We start from the raw sequence: 16,651 nt of genomic DNA, 5'->3' as shown, positions 1-16,651 counted from the left end.
CGTTTTTATTTGGCAGCTTCCAAAAGGCGGTCAATGAAATCCGCGGCATCGTCTGACTGCCAATCGACCAGTCCCGATATATAGCCAAGAATACGGCCATCACGATCTAGGGCATATGTGATCGGCAGGCCATAAAGGGCAAATTCGGCATCCCTGGGATTATCTCGGTCGCCATAGGCTGTTTCGCCCGTCGGGTCGACAAAAAGATCAAGGTTTTGAAGGCCCAAACGGCGGTAAAAGGGAATAGCCGCCAACAACTCGTCTTCATCTATCGAGATTGGAATGATGGCGAGATCATCATTGGAATGATCATTGGCCAACCGATCAAGCGACGGCATTTCTGCCATGCAGGGCAGGCACCAGCTGGCCCAGAAATTGACCAGAACCACCTTGCCGCGATAGGCGCTGATATCGGTCGGGTGATTTCGCCGGTCATAAAATCGGGTGTTGCGTGCGATCCGTTGGGGATCAAGTTCGACAAACTGGCTGCTTTCACCCATCAGCGTCAGCGGTGATGCTTCAGTCCCCCCGAAGGCAGGTGCTGTGGCGGCAAATATTGCAGAAACGATAAGGCAGCGCAGAAATCGCATCGGGTATCCATGGCATGATCAAACCGGATATTCGGACTAGCCGTTGATGTTGGCAAAGACAAGTCAGAGCCGATCAATCCGTTGTGATCAACACCGGATAATCGGCTCTATGACAGGTATTTATAACCCTTATGCAAATAGGGGTGGGTTTAGTCGGGCGAAGCCTTCCTGAATGTAATAGGGGTAATGCGGGTAGGGCGGCTGCCTTTTGCTGACGGCATCAAGGCGGGTGATTTGATCACTGGATAGGGACCAGCCAACCGCACCCAGATTGTCGCGCAATTGCTGCTCATTGCGGGCCCCGATAATCACCGACGCCACGGTGGGGCGCTGCAGCAGCCAGTTGATGGCAATCTGTGGGACGGTTTTGCCGGTTTCGGCACTCAGTTCATCAAGCAAATCGACAATGTCATATAGATGATCTTCTTCGACCGGCGGGCCGAATTGTGCGGTTTCATGCAGGCGGCTGCCATCCGGTATCGGTGTGCCGCGGCGGATTTTGCCAGTCAACCGGCCCCATCCCAAGGGGCTCCAGACCAGTGCGCCCAGTCCCTGATCCTGTGCCAGCGGCATCAGATCCCATTCGTAATCGCGCCCGACCAGTGAATAGTAAACCTGATGGGCGACATAGCGGCTGTAACCAAGGCGATCAGACACGGCGAGCGACTTCATGATCTGCCACCCGGCAAAGTTCGATGCGCCGATATAGCGCAGCTTCCCGGAACGTACGAGGTCATCAAGTGTTGATAAGACTTCCTCGATCGGGGTGAAGGCATCAAAGGCGTGAAGTTGCAGCAGGTCGATATAATCGGTTCCCAGCCGCTTCAGGGCGGCATCGGTTGCCGTGATCAGGCGGTGGCGCGAGGTGCCAAAGTCATTCGGGCCATCGCCAACAGGCAGGGCAAGCTTCGTCGACAGAATAATCCTGTCGCGGCGTCCCTTGATGGCTTCGCCCAGAACCTGTTCGGATGCACCATCGGAATAGACGTCGGCACTGTCGAACATGTTCAGGCCTGCTTCAAGGCTGATATCGATCATGCGGCTGGCTTCACGGGCGTCAATTGTACCCCACGCGCCGAACAGGGGACCCTGACCGCCAAAGGTGCCGGCGCCAAAGCTAAGTGCGGGAACGCGCAAACCGGAATTCCCCAATTGTCTGTATTCCATTGTCTTCTCCGTCGCTGGAAATGGTTCATGGACGGAATATGGACAAAGAGCGCATTTTCAACTACGGATATTCTAAGAAGAAGATTTGTGAGTTGAATTCACTATGGCGCGACTTGAAACCAATCGATCCGGCGAGATGGAAGTTTTTGTGCGTGTCGTTGAGCGCGGCGGTTTTTCGGCTGCGTCGGGCGATTTCAACATGACACCATCCGCCGTCAGCAAGCTTGTCGGCCGTTTGGAAGATCGGCTGGGCACGCGATTGTTCAATCGATCAACCCGTAAGTTGCACCTGACATCCGAAGGGCAGCGTTTTTATGAGCGGGCACTTGATATCATTGCCGATCTGAATGAGGCAGAACAGGAAGCCGCAACTGCAATGACACCGCGCGGACGGTTGCGCGTGACGGCCAACGTGCCGGTTGGTCTGCACCGTCTTTTGCCGCTGGTACCGCTATTTCGGGAACGGTATCCCGATATCACGCTGGATGTGACGGTCAGCGATAAGGTGATGGATCTGTATGAGGAACGCGCTGATGTCGCGATCCGAAGTGGTCCATTACAGTCATCCGGACTGATTGCCCGCAAGCTTGGCCAATGCCGGATGGTGATTGCCGCGTCCCCGGCATACCTTGAAAAACACGGGCGACCAACGATCGTAGATGCACTGCAAGGTCATACATTGATCGGGTACAACTTTCAGCGTGTAATTCCGGACTGGCCGTTTCGGGTAAACGGGCAGGAGGTGTCTGTAATGCCGGGCGGCGTATTTGATGTTGGGGATGCCGAAAGCGCGCGTCAATTGGCCGTTGCCGGCGGCGGCATCGTTCGGCTTGCCCGGTTTCACGTCGAAAACGATCTGGCAAATGGCGGGCTTGAGCCCTTGCTGGACGAATTTTATCCCGGTGGCGGTGTCGATATTAACGCCGTTTATATTGGCGGGCGCGGGCATTTACCGGCCCGTGTTCGGGCGTTTCTGGATTTCTGTGCCGAAAACATCCGCCTGAATTGAAAAAGGCCGGACAATCAACCTGTCCGGCCTTCGCAATCTCGATCACTGCCGTATCAGTAGGCGTCGACGACTTCTGCATGACGTGTACAATCAGCCGCAGCCAGATCGACAAACACGTCAGTGATGCTTTCAGCAGTCGGGAGCGTTTCGGGATTTTCACCCGGATAGGCTTCGGCGCGCATCTTGGTGCGGATGCGGCCCGGATTGATCAGATTAACGCGTACAGGCGTTTCTTCGAGTTCCTGGGCATAGGACAGCACCAGACTTTCAAGGGCTGCCTTGGTCGAAGCATAAAGGCCCCAGAAGGCACGCCCCTTGGACGATGCATTCGAGGTCACGAAAATTGCACGCCCGGCATCGGAAAGACGCAGGAGTTTATCAACACTGCGGATCAGACGGAAGTTCGCCGTGACGTTGGTCGCATACGTGTTTTCAAACACCTGTGTATCGATATGACCGACCGGGGCAAGTTCACCCAGAAGTCCGGCATTGCCAACGACGATATCAAGCTTGCCAAAGCGTTCATAAATCGATGCACCCATGGCATCGATCTTTTCATACATGGTCAAGTCCATCGGCAGCAGTACAAGTTTCCCGCCGTCAGCCCGGATTTCGTCATCAAGTTCTTCAAGCGCACCGACATTGCGACCCAGCGCAATGACAGTGGCACCTTCGGCGGCAAAACGTTTTGCAACCGCGCGACCGATCCCGTGCGAGGCCCCTGTGATCAGGGCGACGCGGCCTTCAAGGCGCTTTGCGTCACTCATGCGGACTGCCTTTCGACAAGCTGGCTGAGTTTACGGTCCTTGTTCTCGGCCTGATGATCGACCAGACGGATCGGGTAATCACCAGTGAAGCAGGCATCGCAGAAGGCCGGACTGTTATTGTCGCGTCCCGGAAGACCGGCTGCGCGATAAAGGCCATCAATGGTGACAAAGGCAAGGCTGTCGACACCAATGATCTTTGCCATGCTTTCAATGTCGTGATTGGCCGCCATCAGTTTTTCCTTCGACGGTGTATCAACACCATAGAAGCACGGATTGGTGGTCGGCGGGCTTGCGATGCGCATATGGACTTCCGCAGCACCGGCTTGACGGACCAGATCGACAATCTTGGTCGAGGTCGTGCCGCGAACAATGGAATCGTCGACCAGAATAACGCGTTTGCCCTTAAGCTTGCCGGGGTTGGCGTTGTGTTTCAGCTTCACGCCAAGGTGGCGGATCTGATCTGTCGGCTCGATAAAGGTCCGGCCAACATAATGGTTGCGGATAATGCCCAGTTCAAACGGAACACCGCTGGCCTCGGCATAGCCAAGGGCGGACGGAACGCCGGAATCGGGGATCGGCACGACCACATCGGCTTCAACACCGGATTCCAGTGCCAGTTCGCGACCGATATTTTTGCGCACGTCATAGACGCTTGTGCCTTCGACAATGCTGTCGGGGCGGGCGAAATAGACATGTTCGAAAATGCAGAAACGCGATTTCACCGGTTTGAACGGTTTGATCGATTTGAGGCCATCATCGGTGATTTCAACGATCTCGCCCGGTTCGACGTCGCGAATGAATTCCGCGCCAACGATATCAAGGCCAACCGTTTCTGAAGACAGGATGTAGCTGTCATTCAGCTTGCCCAGAACCAGCGGACGGACACCCAGGGGATCACGTACACCGATCAGTTTCTTCTGGGTCATGACCACAAGGCTGTATGCGCCTTCGACCTGACGGACAGCATCAATCAGACGATCAACGATCTTCTCGTACAGGCTGGTTGCGATCAGGTGAATGAAGGTTTCGGTATCGGAGGTCGACTGGAAAATCGAACCACGTTTGACCAGACGTTCACGCACGGCAAGCGCGTTGGTCAGGTTACCGTTATGCGCAATTGCAAGCCCGCCGAATTCGAAATCGGCAAATAGCGGCTGCACGTTGCGAAGGCCTTTACCCCCGGCTGTGGAATAGCGCACATGGCCGATCGCACGATGGCCCTGCAGGCTTTTGATTACGTCTTGAGAACCGAAGATGTCCCCGACCTGACCGGACGCCCGGTGTGCCGGAAAATCTTCGCCGTCATAGGAAACGATGCCAGCGGCTTCCTGTCCGCGATGCTGAAGCGCATGCAGGCCAAGGGCCGTCAGGGCCGCCGCATCGGGCGATCCGAAAACACCGAAAACACCGCATTCTTCACGCAGCTTGTCGTCGTCAAATGGATTGGTGGTCAGCATGAGTGGGTTCCGCTCTCTCGCCGGTGGCGCAGGATGCCGCACCCATGCGAAACCCTGTCGCCTCACTCGTTGGTGGTCGCCTCTATCAGACGATCCAAATCATCGCGCGAGGGCCTTGTATACCCGTTTAGGGGCTTGGGTCCAGCACCTTTTGGCTCGGGACCCAGAAGTTGACGGTATGTCTGATCGTTGATTTCTGCATCACGTTGCGCACGGGCCATTTCTTCGGCCGTTGTGTCAAAGATTTCATCGGGCATTGCACGCATCAGCAGGAACGCGCCTTCTTCCAGAACCGGGCGTGTGCGGGCATCGCGAACCCAGTCTGGCTGCGAGGTTGCTGGCAAAAGCCATGACAGGGCCAGAAAGCCGATACAGACGATAAGACCGCCACGCAAAAGACCAAAGACAAAGCCAAGGGTGCTGTCGAGGCTATCAAGTCCGGAATTCTGAACTGCACGGCCAATCCGGCCGCTGATGAAGGAAAAGATCAGGAAGGTGATCAGAAACAGACCAACCCCGGTTGCCAGATCGGCAATCAGTTCAGACGGGATCAGATCGCGGACATAGGGACGCGCAATAGGGTACCCGTACAAGGCACAGACACCAGCCCCGACCCAGCCCATCATCGACAGGGTTTCATGGATAAAGCCCCGGAAAAATGCAAACAGACCCGAGATCAGGACAATGCCCACAATCACCAGATCGAATACGTCCCGTGCACCAAGATCGGGCAGGCTGGAGAAATCCATAATTCAGTAAATCCTGTTGGTCAGTCTGTTCGCAAGCGCGCGCACATAAAGGCAGGCAATGATCAATACATGCCTTCGCGTGGACGCACCTTGTCGCGGACATCGTCGCCGAAGAGATTTACCAAATCCTGAAGATGGCCGATTTCGCGCTGGTTCAGGCCCTTTATCGTGATCTTCTTCTTGCCGTTTGCGCCGGTACGCGGCGAATAGGCATTGGCAAAGCCGAGTTTGGCGGCTTCTTTCAGGCGCGATTCGATTTGACCGACGGGGCGGACTTCGCCTGAAAGGCCGATTTCCCCAACAATAACGGTTTCGGCGGGAACAGGTGCATCTGCGACGGCAGATATCAGGGCGGCAGCCACCGCAAGGTCGGCCGCGGGCTCACCGACGCGCATGCCGCCCGCAACGTTCAGGTAAACGTCAAACTGGCTAAGCGGTAATCCGCAACGGGCATCAAGAACCGCAAGGATCATGTTCATACGGGCCGAATCCCAGCCAACAACCGCGCGACGCGGTGTGGCAAGTGCTGATTGCGCGACGAGTGCCTGTATCTCGACCAGCATCGGGCGGGTGCCTTCAAGCCCGGCAAACACGGCAGTACCCGATACCGGCGCTTCGCGGTCAGCAAGGAAAAGGGCCGACGGGTTCGGGACTTCAACAAGACCCGCATCACCCATTTCAAATACACCGATTTCATCGGTGGCACCGAAACGGTTTTTAACCGCGCGCAGAATACGGAACTGATGGCCGCGTTCGCCTTCGAAATAAAGGACCGTATCGACCATATGTTCCAGAACACGTGGGCCCGCAATCTGCCCTTCCTTGGTGACATGACCAACAAGGATCACGGCAAATCCCTTGCGCTTGGCAAGGCGGATCAGTTCAAGCGCACACGCGCGGACCTGTGAAACGGTACCCGGGGCGCTATCAAGGGTATCGGCATACATGGTCTGAATGGAATCGATGACCACGACTTCATGCGCGCTTTGATCCAGTGTGGCGATAATATCGCGCAGGCTGGTGGCGGCGGCGAAATCGACCTTGGATTTTTCAAGTCCAAGACGGGCGGCACGCATGCGCACCTGATCAACCGCTTCCTCGCCCGAGATATAGGCACATTTATGTCTGGCTGACAGGACGCCGACGGCCTGCAACAGGATCGTCGATTTACCAATCCCCGGATCACCGCCTACCAGAAGGGCGGAACCGGGTACCAGCCCACCACCAACAGCGCGATCAAGTTCGGCAATACCGGTAATGATACGCGGCGGGCTTGCGCTTTCACCCTCAAGGGCTACAAAATCAAGCTGCTTTCCCTTGGACCCTGTCGCGATGCCACCGGTTGCTTTTGGTCCGGCTTCGATGCGTTCTTCCTCGATCGAATTCCATTCACCGCACGCATCACAACGACCGGTCCATTTTCGGTATTCGGCACCGCAATTCTGGCAAATGAAACGACTTTGGGTCTTGGCCACTGGTGGCTCCGCGCATGAGGATGGAACGAAACGGGTGAGGGGCTTGATCGGTAATCAGAGATGCTTCAGATCAAGATCCAGTGGACCTTCGATATCACCCGAAACGAACTGTTGCAAATAGGGGTTATCGGCCTTGTCGATTTCAGAAACCGGACCATCCCAGATGATTTTTCCCTGATAGAGCATGGCAACGCGATCAGCTATCTTGCGGGCACTTGCCATGTCATGGGTGATGGTCATGGCGCAGGCACCAAGTTCACGGGTGCATTTGACAATCAGGTCATTGATCACATCACCCATGATGGGATCGATACCGGTGGTCGGTTCGTCAAAAAACAGGATTTCCGGCTCGGTCGCAATGGCACGTGCCAGACCGACACGTTTTTGCATACCCCCTGAAAGGGACGCGGGGGACATGTTGGCGACTTCGGAGCCAAGGCCGACATCGGCAAGGCGTGCAATCGCAATATCACGGGCCTGTTTGCGTTTCATACCGCGGCCTTCGATCAGCCCAAAGGCGACATTTTCCCAAACCGGCAGGGAGTCAAACAATGCTGCCCCCTGAAACAGCATGCCGGTATGGGAGAGCATGTCTTCGCGGGTTGAACGCGATGCGCCAACCATTTCCGTCCCATTGACCTTGATGGATCCCTGTTCGGGAAGAAGCAGGCCCAGAACGCATTTCAACGTGACAGATTTGCCGGTGCCCGAACCGCCGATAATGGCAACAGATTCGCCGGGCCCGACATCCAGATTGACACCCTGCAGCACCTTTTTCGGGCCAAAGGACTTGTGCACATCACGAAGCGAGATTTTGGCTGTGTCGCTCATATCCCGCCCTTAGCGTGTGAAGAAGAGTTCGGTGACGATATAGTTCGAAATCAGGATCAGGATGGAGCTTGAAACCACGGCATTGGTCGTTGCCTGGCCCACACCCTGTGCACCGCCACGTGAATGATAGCCGTGATAGCAGCCCATCAGCGTGATCAGGAACCCGAATACAGAGGCCTTCACCAGACCCGAAATCACGTCAAGCTGTTCAAGATACTGGAACGTATTGCGGATATAGGACCCGTCGTTGAAGCCAAGCTTGTTGACTCCGACAAGATACCCGCCCAGCACCCCGATGATATCACCGATCAGAACAAGCACCGGCAGGGTTACCAGCCCGGCAATGACGCGCGGCACAACCAGATATTTGAACGGATTGGTCGAGAGCGTCACCAGCGCATCGATCTGTTCGGTAACGCGCATCGTGCCGATTTCAGCAGCAATGGCCGCACCGACACGTCCGGCAACCATGAGCCCCGCCAAAACCGGGCCCAGTTCACGTGTCATCGAAATGACAACAACCGTGGCAACCGCACTTTCGGCAGAAAAGCGTGAGAATCCTGAATAGGATTGCAGGGCCAAAACCATCCCGGCAAACAGGGTCGTCATGGCGACGACCGGCAACGAGAAATAGCCGATCTCGCACATCTGTTTGAATATAAGGCGGAAATAGAATGGCGGTGTTACCATATGGCCAACGGTACGCCCGGCAAAGACCGTGACGCGACCGACAAGGGCCAAAAAGGCAAGGAACATACGGCCAACCGGCGCAAAGATCGGCATTGGAATTATTATTTCCCCTGTTGCAGGCCAGTTCGTGGCGTTGGCCGATTTATTCAAGTCAGCTTTCTGTATAGACCCGCCGGTAGCGATGTCCAAGAGAAGTCAGTACCTCATAACCGATTGTACCCGCAGCACTTGCGATGTCGTCAACTGTCATTTTGTCATCAATCAGCGGAATCATGTCGCCGGGTTGCAACGGCTTGCCCGGAAGATCGGTGATGTCGATGCTGATGGCATCCATCGAAACCCGCCCGACGTAAGGCACTTCATGCCCCTTGATGCGGACTTTACCCGCATTTGAAAGCGAACGTAGCCAGCCATCGGCATAGCCAACCGCAATCGTCGCGATGCGACTTGCACGTTCGGCGCGCCAGGTATTGCCATAACCAACCGCTTCGCCAGCGTCTATCTGACGAGTCTGAAGCACCTTGGCCGTCAGTTTGACTACTGGTCGCATCGGGTTGGTGGTTTCCGGGGTCGGATTTCCGCCCCAAAGCGCAAATCCCGGGCGGCAGAATTCAAGATGGTAATCGTTATTGCGGAAAATCGCCGAAGAATTACAGAAACCGCGCGGGGCTGGCGGCAGGCGGCGATACCATTTCATGAACAGTTCGTACTGCTCGGCCGTGACCGGATTTTCGGCCTCGTCGGCGGCCGCAGGATGGGTCATGTAACCCGCCTTTTCAAAGCCGTACAAAAGAGACGAATAGCGATCAACCAGCTCACCGATCTCACGCGGAGCAAGACCCAGACGGTTCATACCGGTATCAAGATGGATGAAGGCTGGTGCCGGGCGTTCATGTTCGCGGCACAGATTTGACCAGCGTTCGATCTGGCCAAGGTCATTGAGAACCGGAATGACGTCGTTCTCGATAAAGAATTCTTCGTCGCCGGGAAGAACACCGTTCAGGACCGCAATGCGACCGCCGCCTCGCAACAACGGAAACAGATCTGCTGCCTCGTTTGCCTGCGCGACAAAGAAAAGACGGCAACCCTGCTTTTTCAGAACCGGCACAATGGTCTGTGCGCCAAGGCCATAGGCATCTGCTTTGACAACCGCACCACAAGTCCGCCCTTTATAGCGTTTCTTGATGATCTGGTAGTTATCTGCAATCGCCCTCAGATTGATCTGAAGTTCGGCACACTCAGCAGCACGGCCGGCGGCGGGAAGAACGCTCATTCGCAATACCCCGTGGAGTCCGTTTCGGTTCAGGCCCAAGGCCTATTCATATTCTTCTTCGATATGGTCAAGGTCGCCAAACTTGGTGTAGTTCCCGTCAAAGAACAGGCGCACGTTGCCCACCGGGCCGTGACGCTGTTTGGCAACAATGACTTCTGCGGTGTTGTAGACGTGGTTCAGACGTTCCTGCCACTGGGAGTAGCGCTCGCCGAACTTGTCAGTTGCTTCTTCCGGGCGTTGTGCCGGTTCCGCACGTTCGAGGTAATATTGTTCACGATAAATGAACATGACGACGTCGGCGTCCTGCTCGATCGAGCCCGATTCACGCAAGTCGGAAAGCTGCGGACGTTTGTCTTCGCGCTGTTCGACGGCACGTGAGAGCTGCGACAGGGCAAGGACCGGAACTTCGAGTTCCTTGGCGATTGCCTTGAGCATACGGGTGATTTCGGAAACTTCCTGCACACGACCGTCACCGCGGAAGTTGGTTGGCGGTGCCAGAAGCTGAAGGTAATCGACGACGATCATCGCAAGGCCGTGCTGACGTTTCAGTCGACGGCAACGTGTCCGCAGGGTCGAAACCGGAAGAGCAGGTGTATCGTCGATGTAAAGCGGAACGGTGTTGAGTTCCTGGGTGGCAACGACAAGTCGCTGGAAATCGTCTTCGTTCAAATCACCGCGGCGCATATTGTCGCCGGAAACTTCGGCCGCCTGGGACAGAAGTCGCCCGGCAAGCTGTTCCGCCGCCATCTCGAGCGAGAAGACTGCAACTGCACCGGTTTTTAGTTCGTCACCCGTGTCTGTACCGGCACGGCGGTTCTGATGCGATGCAATCGCTGCATTAAACGCCACGTTCATTGCAAGGGCGGTTTTACCCATTGACGGGCGTCCGGCAAGGATCAAAAGGTCGGACGGATGCAGACCACCAAGCTTGCGGTCGATATCGCGCAGGCCGGTAGTAACCCCGACAACCTTGCCAGCGTTTTTATAGGCATGTTCGATATTCTCGTATGCCTTGGTCAGGGCAGGGCCGAACGCAACGAAACCGGATTCTGCCGCACCCGCTGTTGCCAGAGAGAAAAGCTTCTGTTCGGCTTTCTCGATCTGGTTGGCAGCGTCAGTTTCAATTTCGTAGCGATAGGCTTCGTTGACGGTGTCTTCACCGATTTCGATCAGTTCGCGGCGCAGATACAGGTCATAGACGAGTTTACCGTAGTCGCCGGCGTTAATCACCGAGACAAGGTTGTTGGACAATTCGGCCAGATACTGCGCACCACCGATTTCGGCGAGATGTTCGTCCTGACGGAAGAACGCCGAAAGGGTCACCGGGTTGGCAAGCTGTCCGCGTTCGATCAGTTTGCCGCACGCCTCAAAGATACGACCGTGGCGGGCGTCCGCGAAATGTTCGGGGCGCAGGATATCTGAAACGCGCTCGTAGGCAGCGTTATTATTGAGGATAGCCCCAAGCAAAGCAGCCTCGGCCTCGAAGTTATGAGGCGGAGTCCGTTCGAGCACCATTCCGGTGTTGCCACCGTGGTTTTCTTCGAGGGGTGCGAACAGGGCATCTAGCTGGGGATCAGTCATGACGTAAAAAGGTATCAGTCATCTTGTTGGGCCGAAAGGGCTAATCGGTATAACTCATAGCCGGTATACCGCAAGCGCAGAGGTGACTTTAGGGATAAAAAGCTGAAATATATTACAAAACCATAAGAAAACGGCGCATCCTTGCGGATACGCCGTTTCCAAAATGGCTTCGAATGAAAGGCAACGATTAAACGTTGGCTTCTTCTTCGCCTTCAACTTCATCAGCAATGTCAGCCGGAACGTCTTCTTCGAAGAGTTCTTCAGCAGCTTCCAGAGCTTCTTCAGCTTCCATTTCGTCGATGGTGCCCAGAACGGCGCCGCCCTTACGAAGCTGCTCGGCGGCATCTTCTTCGGAACGTGCGACGTTGGCGGTCACTTCAACGGAAACTTCCGGGTGAAGGTTGATTTTGACCTGGTGCAGACCAAGGGTCTTGATCGGCTGATCAAGAACGACCTGGGTACGGGCAACAGTGAAACCTGCTTCGGTAACCGCGTTCGAGATATCACGAGCGGTAACCGACCCGTAAAGCTGACCGACGTCAGATGCCTGACGAACGAGGGTAACAGCAAGTTCACCCATGTTCTCGGCAACCGCTTCGGCTTCTTTGCGGCGTTCCATGTTGTCAGCTTCCAGCTGTACTTTCTTTGCTTCGAAAGCAGCAAGGTTCGCTTTGTTTGCGCGAAGGGCCATGCCCTGCGGCAGCAAACGGTTGCGGGCGTGGCCCGGCTTGACAGTGACTACGTCACCCATCTGACCGAGTTTTTCTACCCGCTGGAGCAGAATAACTTCCATCACCGATCCTCCTCATTGCTACGGGTCATCGGTTGTTTCCCCCGCAGCCTGATTAAATGCTCTACAATTCCAAGTCCGGTGATCGCGACAAACGACCACGTGGACAGAACCACGACGATATAGAATACCGTCAGTATCATACGTTTTTGCGGCCAACGGGCTGCCTGCCCATGCACCAGCGCCAATCCCTGCAAAAGGAACGGCACTGCCAGCACCACCGCGACGTTTCGCGCCACATAGGCCAGAGAACCATCGGCAAAACCGACAAGAAACCCGGCCAGGGCAAACGCAAACAGTGACCAGCCAGGCAAGGCCATCGAGGCCAGATCGGGCGACGGGCGCAAATTGCGACCGGAGCGCACCAGAATTGCCTGTGCGATCGCAGCATTGGCAAACAGCATAAGAAGCCAGCTTACCGCTACAATCGCCGGGAAGTATGTCTGGAACATACCGATGACATTCTGGACTTCCGGCGTCATTGGGACGCCCATTTCCGAATACATCTGGCCCAGGAACTGCGAAATGAATTCCTGAATGTCCAAACCTTCCGCCGTTACGCTGCCGGTGATGATAATCATCACCATTGCAATCATCACGGCCATGGCACTGACCAGTATTCCGGTCGGAACAAAACCCGGTTTCCCGTTTTCGTCCTTGCGGATGACCAGCGCCATGCGGGTCAACAACATCGCCGGTCCGGCAAACACGACCATAAAGACCGTGAAAGGCAGCAGTCCCCCCAGCAGAACCAGGGCACTGCATGCGGCAATCGCCGCAACCAGCAGGCGTTTTGGACCTTGCCAAAATCCAATAAGGAAAAGTGGCAGATGCCCGAAATAGGAGAGCAGCAGCGCCAACGGATTCCCCGACAACACCAGCAGAAACAGGACAGAACTGCCCAGACCTGCACCGACCGCCATTAGGGTATTACGCGACATCAGCTACTCCTGGCCCGAGACCGCAAAAGGATCTCTTGCCGACTGCCTCAGATCTGGTCTGCGTAAGGCAGCAGCGCCAGGAAGCGTGCACGTTTGATGGCTTTCGCCAGCTCGCGCTGCTTCTTGGCCGAAACCGCAGTGATACGGCTCGGAACGATTTTGCCGCGTTCGGAAACGAAACGCTGCAGCAGTTTGACATCTTTGTAGTCAATCTTCGGCGCATCCGCACCCGAGAACGGGCAGGTTTTGCGGCGACGGAAAAACAGACGACGTCCAGCCATAATATATTCTCCTCGCTATCTGTTAGCCGTGCTGACGGGGACCGCCGCGACGATTACCGCCACGACCACCGCGCTCGTCGCGATTACGCAGAATGGCTGACTGTTCTTCTTCGAACTCTTCAACCTTGACAGTCATCTGACGCAGAACGTCTTCGTTCAGGCGCATCTGACGCTCGTATTCCGCAATCGTTGCGTTGTCGGCTTCGATCTGGAAGAGGGTATAGTGGCCTTTGCGGTTCTTCTTGACACGGTATGCCAGGGAACGCAGACCCCAATATTCGGTTTTGGCAACTTTACCACCGAGACCTTCGACGGTCTGGGTGAGTTTTTCATTCAGGGCTTCGACCTGTGCGGTCGAGAAGTCCTGACGTGCGATAAACACGCTCTCGTACTTGCTCATAATACTCCTATTACTCCTTGTGGCTTATCTCTTCCTTACATGACCTCGTGCCATGCAGGCATAGCCGGGCAATCCCGGCAAGGAGCCGTGAGACGGCGGAATATACACTTTTCCACAGGGCATGCAACCGTAAATGCCCGCCGGAACTTCTGGTGAAATCTGACTTAAATCGCCGGTGCCAAAACGGGTGCCGTTGTCATGGACGTATTTTTCTGAATCGACAGAAACCGGTGCTTTTTGCGGCCGGTTGCAGGATGCGACCGACATTATATATATGGTGACACATGCCAATCGCCAAAGCCGTTACATTGCACCGCGCAACAAGGTTTTGTTTTCGACGTTTGGCAAGTCTGTTACTTTGCGGGCAACAAAGCGACGGAAAGTCGCATGACATTGTCGTCTGTTCTTGACACAGGGCTTGCGGGCAGTATCAAGGGTAGCTCGAAAAGGGGGCCTGACAGAAGCGGGTCCTTACGAAAGCAGACAAGGGTAAATTATATATAATGACACGCGCATTTGTTTTCCCCGGTCAGGGGTCGCAAGCGGTAGGTATGGGCAAGGAACTGGCTGACGCATTTCCGGTCGCCCGCGAAGTTTTCCAGGAAGTTGATGATGCGCTGTCGCAGAAACTCAGCACCCTGATGTTCGAAGGCCCTGAAAACGAATTGACGCTGACTGAAAATGCGCAGCCAGCCCTAATGGCGGTCAGCCTTGCGGTTACACGCGTTCTGGAGGCCGAAGGCGGTTTCAAACTGACAGACAAATGCGATCTGGTTGCCGGGCATTCGCTAGGTGAATATTCCGCCCTTGCTGCTGCCGGTACCTTTGCGATTGCTGATGCGGCCCGCCTTCTTAAAATCCGCGGGCAGGCAATGCAGGCAGCCGTTCCGGTCGGGGTTGGCGCGATGGCAGCCCTTCTGGGGCTTAACTATGTCGACGCAGTTGCCGTTGCCGAAGAAGCCGCCCAAGGCGATGTTTGTACCGCTGCAAATGACAATGCCGACGGACAGGTCGTTGTGTCGGGTCATAAAGCGGCTGTTGAACGCGCGATCGAGATCGCCAAGGAAAAGGGTGCAAAGCGTGCCGTTTTGCTGCCGGTATCGGCGCCCTTCCATTGCCCGCTGATGCAACCGGCTGCGGATCGTATGGCCGAAGCACTGGCTTCGGTAACGATGAATGCTCCGGGTAAACCGGTTGTCGCAAACGTGATTGCGGAAAAAACTGCTGATCCGGAAACCATTCGTAAACTCCTTGTGGAGCAGGTTTGCGGAACCGTGCGTTGGCGTGAGTCTGTCCTTTATATGAAAGAGCAGGGTATCACCGATCTGGTGGAGCTGGGCGCAGGTAAAGTTTTGAGTGGTATGGTTCGCCGTATTGACCGTGACCTGACCGGTTCGGCTGTTAACGGTCCGGCCGATATTGAAAGCTTCCTCCGCACGCTTTAAGTGTTGCGCGAAACAGACGAACCCAAAGGGATGGATTGATGTTTGATCTTGCAGGCAAAACCGCACTCGTAACCGGTGCGACCGGTGGTATCGGCGGTGATATTGCCAAACTTCTGGCTTCGGCTGGTGCAAAGGTTGCTCTTTCAGGTACGCGTGCTGAACGTCTTCAGGCGGTTGCTGCGGAAATCGGCGAAAATGCTGTCGTTGTTCCGGGGAACCTGTCTGATCCGGAATCGGTCGCCGGTTTGATCAAGGAAGCAGAAGAGGCCCTTGGCGGGCAGCTTGATATTCTGGTCAATAATGCCGGGATCACCCGTGATCAGCTGGCGATGCGGTTGAAAGACGAAGACTGGCAGGCGGTCCTTGATGTCAACCTGACTGCGGCATTCAAACTTGCGCGCAACTCGTTGCGCGGCATGATGAAGCGCCGCCATGGCCGCATTATCAATATTACCTCGATCGTTGGTGTGACCGGGAATCCAGGGCAAACCAACTATTCTGCAGCGAAGGCTGGCATGATCGGCTGGTCAAAATCGCTTGCACAAGAAGTTGCATCTCGCGGAATTACTGTTAACTGTGTTGCACCGGGGTTCATTACCACGGCGATGACCGACGAGCTTGATGATGGGCAGAAAGAAAAGCTTCTGGCCAACATTCCGGCGGGGCGTATGGGGGAAAGCAAGGAGATCGCAGCAGCGGTTCTGTATCTGGCAAGCGACGAAGCCGCTTATGTTACCGGGCAGACCTTGCATGTGAATGGCGGAATGGCGATGATTTAACCCGTTGCGGGTTGCTTGCTTTTCTGTTTAAAAGAGGCCGCTATACAAAATCACGAAACCGGCAATTGCGGTTGTCGGATTCCGGTCCTCGCAAGTTCCTTCAATAGGGGGAAGGCGCGAAGAACCAACCAAAACCAACTGACAGAAAACCTATTGAAGGATTTGAGCTATGAGTGATGTCGCAGATCGCGTGAAGAAGATCGTTGTCGAGCACCTCGGTGTCGAGGAAGACAAGGTCACCGAAAACGCAAGCTTCATCGACGATCTGGGCGCCGACAGCCTGGACACTGTCGAACTGGTCATGGCGTTTGAAGAAGAATTCGGTTGCGAAATTCCTGATGACGCAGCAGAAAAAATTCTGACCGTTAAAGACGCGATCGACTTCATCGAAAAGGCGAACGGCTAATCTTGCCGTGAGACATGGGC

At 55.3% G+C, this 16,651-nt stretch carries 18 protein-coding genes; 4 read left to right on the top strand and 14 right to left on the bottom strand.

Annotated features, from left to right (window positions below; all coding sequences use genetic code 11):
- Nucleotides 1-5: 5 nt before the first annotated feature.
- Nucleotides 6-590, bottom strand: a complete 585-nt coding sequence (locus J7395_RS19140) for a TlpA disulfide reductase family protein (RefSeq protein WP_209223207.1) — start codon at nt 588-590, stop codon at nt 6-8.
- A 129-nt stretch (nt 591-719) separates the two neighbouring features.
- Complete coding sequence (locus J7395_RS19135; RefSeq protein WP_209223205.1) at nt 720-1,757, bottom strand: aldo/keto reductase; 1,038 nt, start codon at nt 1,755-1,757, stop codon at nt 720-722.
- A 103-nt stretch (nt 1,758-1,860) separates the two neighbouring features.
- Here J7395_RS19135 and J7395_RS19130 point away from each other — a divergent pair, with 103 nt between their 5' ends.
- Nucleotides 1,861-2,766, top strand: a complete 906-nt coding sequence (locus J7395_RS19130; protein ID WP_209223203.1) for a LysR substrate-binding domain-containing protein — start codon at nt 1,861-1,863, stop codon at nt 2,764-2,766.
- A 53-nt stretch (nt 2,767-2,819) separates the two neighbouring features.
- Here the strand turns inward: J7395_RS19130 and J7395_RS19125 are convergent, their stop codons facing one another.
- The 12 genes from J7395_RS19125 to rpsF all read right to left on the bottom strand — a co-directional run bounded on the left by J7395_RS19125 (nt 2,820) and on the right by rpsF (nt 14,001).
- The gene (locus J7395_RS19125) at nt 2,820-3,533 is read right to left on the bottom strand and encodes an SDR family NAD(P)-dependent oxidoreductase (protein ID WP_062951934.1); all 714 of its coding nucleotides are present in this window, start codon (nt 3,531-3,533) and stop codon (nt 2,820-2,822) included.
- Complete coding sequence (gene purF / locus J7395_RS19120; RefSeq protein WP_209223201.1) at nt 3,530-4,990, bottom strand: amidophosphoribosyltransferase; 1,461 nt, start codon at nt 4,988-4,990, stop codon at nt 3,530-3,532. The genes J7395_RS19125 and purF overlap by 4 nt, the downstream gene beginning before the upstream one ends.
- Before the next feature lie 62 nt (nt 4,991-5,052).
- Nucleotides 5,053-5,739 (bottom strand): CvpA family protein, encoded by a 687-nt coding sequence (locus J7395_RS19115; RefSeq protein ID WP_062951936.1) that lies wholly within the window; start codon nt 5,737-5,739, stop codon nt 5,053-5,055.
- A gap of 62 nt (nt 5,740-5,801) precedes the next feature.
- Nucleotides 5,802-7,214, bottom strand: coding sequence for a DNA repair protein RadA (gene radA, locus J7395_RS19110; protein WP_097052483.1), 1,413 nt, complete (start codon nt 7,212-7,214; stop codon nt 5,802-5,804).
- A gap of 54 nt (nt 7,215-7,268) precedes the next feature.
- Complete coding sequence (locus tag J7395_RS19105) at nt 7,269-8,045, bottom strand: ATP-binding cassette domain-containing protein (protein ID WP_209223199.1); 777 nt, start codon at nt 8,043-8,045, stop codon at nt 7,269-7,271.
- Between the two features lie 9 nt (nt 8,046-8,054).
- The gene (locus tag J7395_RS19100; protein ID WP_097052481.1) at nt 8,055-8,828 is read right to left on the bottom strand and encodes an ABC transporter permease; all 774 of its coding nucleotides are present in this window, start codon (nt 8,826-8,828) and stop codon (nt 8,055-8,057) included.
- Nucleotides 8,829-8,886: 58 nt separating this feature from the next.
- Nucleotides 8,887-10,008 (bottom strand): alanine racemase, encoded by a 1,122-nt coding sequence (gene alr / locus J7395_RS19095; protein WP_062951940.1) that lies wholly within the window; start codon nt 10,006-10,008, stop codon nt 8,887-8,889.
- 42 nt (nt 10,009-10,050) lie between these two features.
- Nucleotides 10,051-11,589: a replicative DNA helicase gene (locus J7395_RS19090; protein WP_062959519.1), complete on the bottom strand. Its 1,539-nt coding sequence runs from the start codon at nt 11,587-11,589 to the stop codon at nt 10,051-10,053.
- 187 nt (nt 11,590-11,776) lie between these two features.
- Nucleotides 11,777-12,382 (bottom strand): 50S ribosomal protein L9, encoded by a 606-nt coding sequence (gene rplI / locus J7395_RS19085; RefSeq protein WP_209223197.1) that lies wholly within the window; start codon nt 12,380-12,382, stop codon nt 11,777-11,779.
- Entirely contained in the window at nt 12,382-13,320 is a 939-nt protein-coding gene (locus J7395_RS19080) for a DUF2232 domain-containing protein (protein WP_209223195.1), read from the bottom strand. Before J7395_RS19080 ends, rplI begins: the two co-directional genes overlap by 1 nt.
- Before the next feature lie 47 nt (nt 13,321-13,367).
- The gene (rpsR, locus tag J7395_RS19075; protein WP_062951944.1) at nt 13,368-13,601 is read right to left on the bottom strand and encodes a 30S ribosomal protein S18; all 234 of its coding nucleotides are present in this window, start codon (nt 13,599-13,601) and stop codon (nt 13,368-13,370) included.
- A gap of 22 nt (nt 13,602-13,623) precedes the next feature.
- Complete coding sequence (gene rpsF / locus J7395_RS19070; RefSeq protein ID WP_062951945.1) at nt 13,624-14,001, bottom strand: 30S ribosomal protein S6; 378 nt, start codon at nt 13,999-14,001, stop codon at nt 13,624-13,626.
- A gap of 503 nt (nt 14,002-14,504) precedes the next feature.
- Between rpsF and fabD the strand changes: the two genes are divergently transcribed.
- The 3 genes from fabD (at nt 14,505) to J7395_RS19055 (ending at nt 16,631) form a co-directional block, all read left to right on the top strand.
- A complete protein-coding gene (gene fabD, locus J7395_RS19065) occupies nt 14,505-15,446 on the top strand; it encodes an ACP S-malonyltransferase (RefSeq protein WP_209223192.1) in 942 nt (313 codons plus the stop codon).
- A gap of 38 nt (nt 15,447-15,484) precedes the next feature.
- Nucleotides 15,485-16,225, top strand: a complete 741-nt coding sequence (gene fabG / locus J7395_RS19060) for a 3-oxoacyl-[acyl-carrier-protein] reductase (protein WP_062951947.1) — start codon at nt 15,485-15,487, stop codon at nt 16,223-16,225.
- 169 nt (nt 16,226-16,394) lie between these two features.
- Nucleotides 16,395-16,631 carry an acyl carrier protein gene (locus J7395_RS19055; protein WP_007090351.1) on the top strand — a complete coding sequence of 79 codons (237 nt, stop codon included), beginning with the start codon at nt 16,395-16,397 and terminating at the stop codon, nt 16,629-16,631.
- Nucleotides 16,632-16,651: the final 20 nt, after the last annotated feature.

This window comes from Thalassospira sp. A3_1 (assembly GCF_017744215.1).
Taxonomy (GTDB): domain Bacteria; phylum Pseudomonadota; class Alphaproteobacteria; order Rhodospirillales; family Thalassospiraceae; genus Thalassospira; species Thalassospira lucentensis_A.
This window is presented reverse-complemented; position numbering and strand designations above follow the sequence as displayed.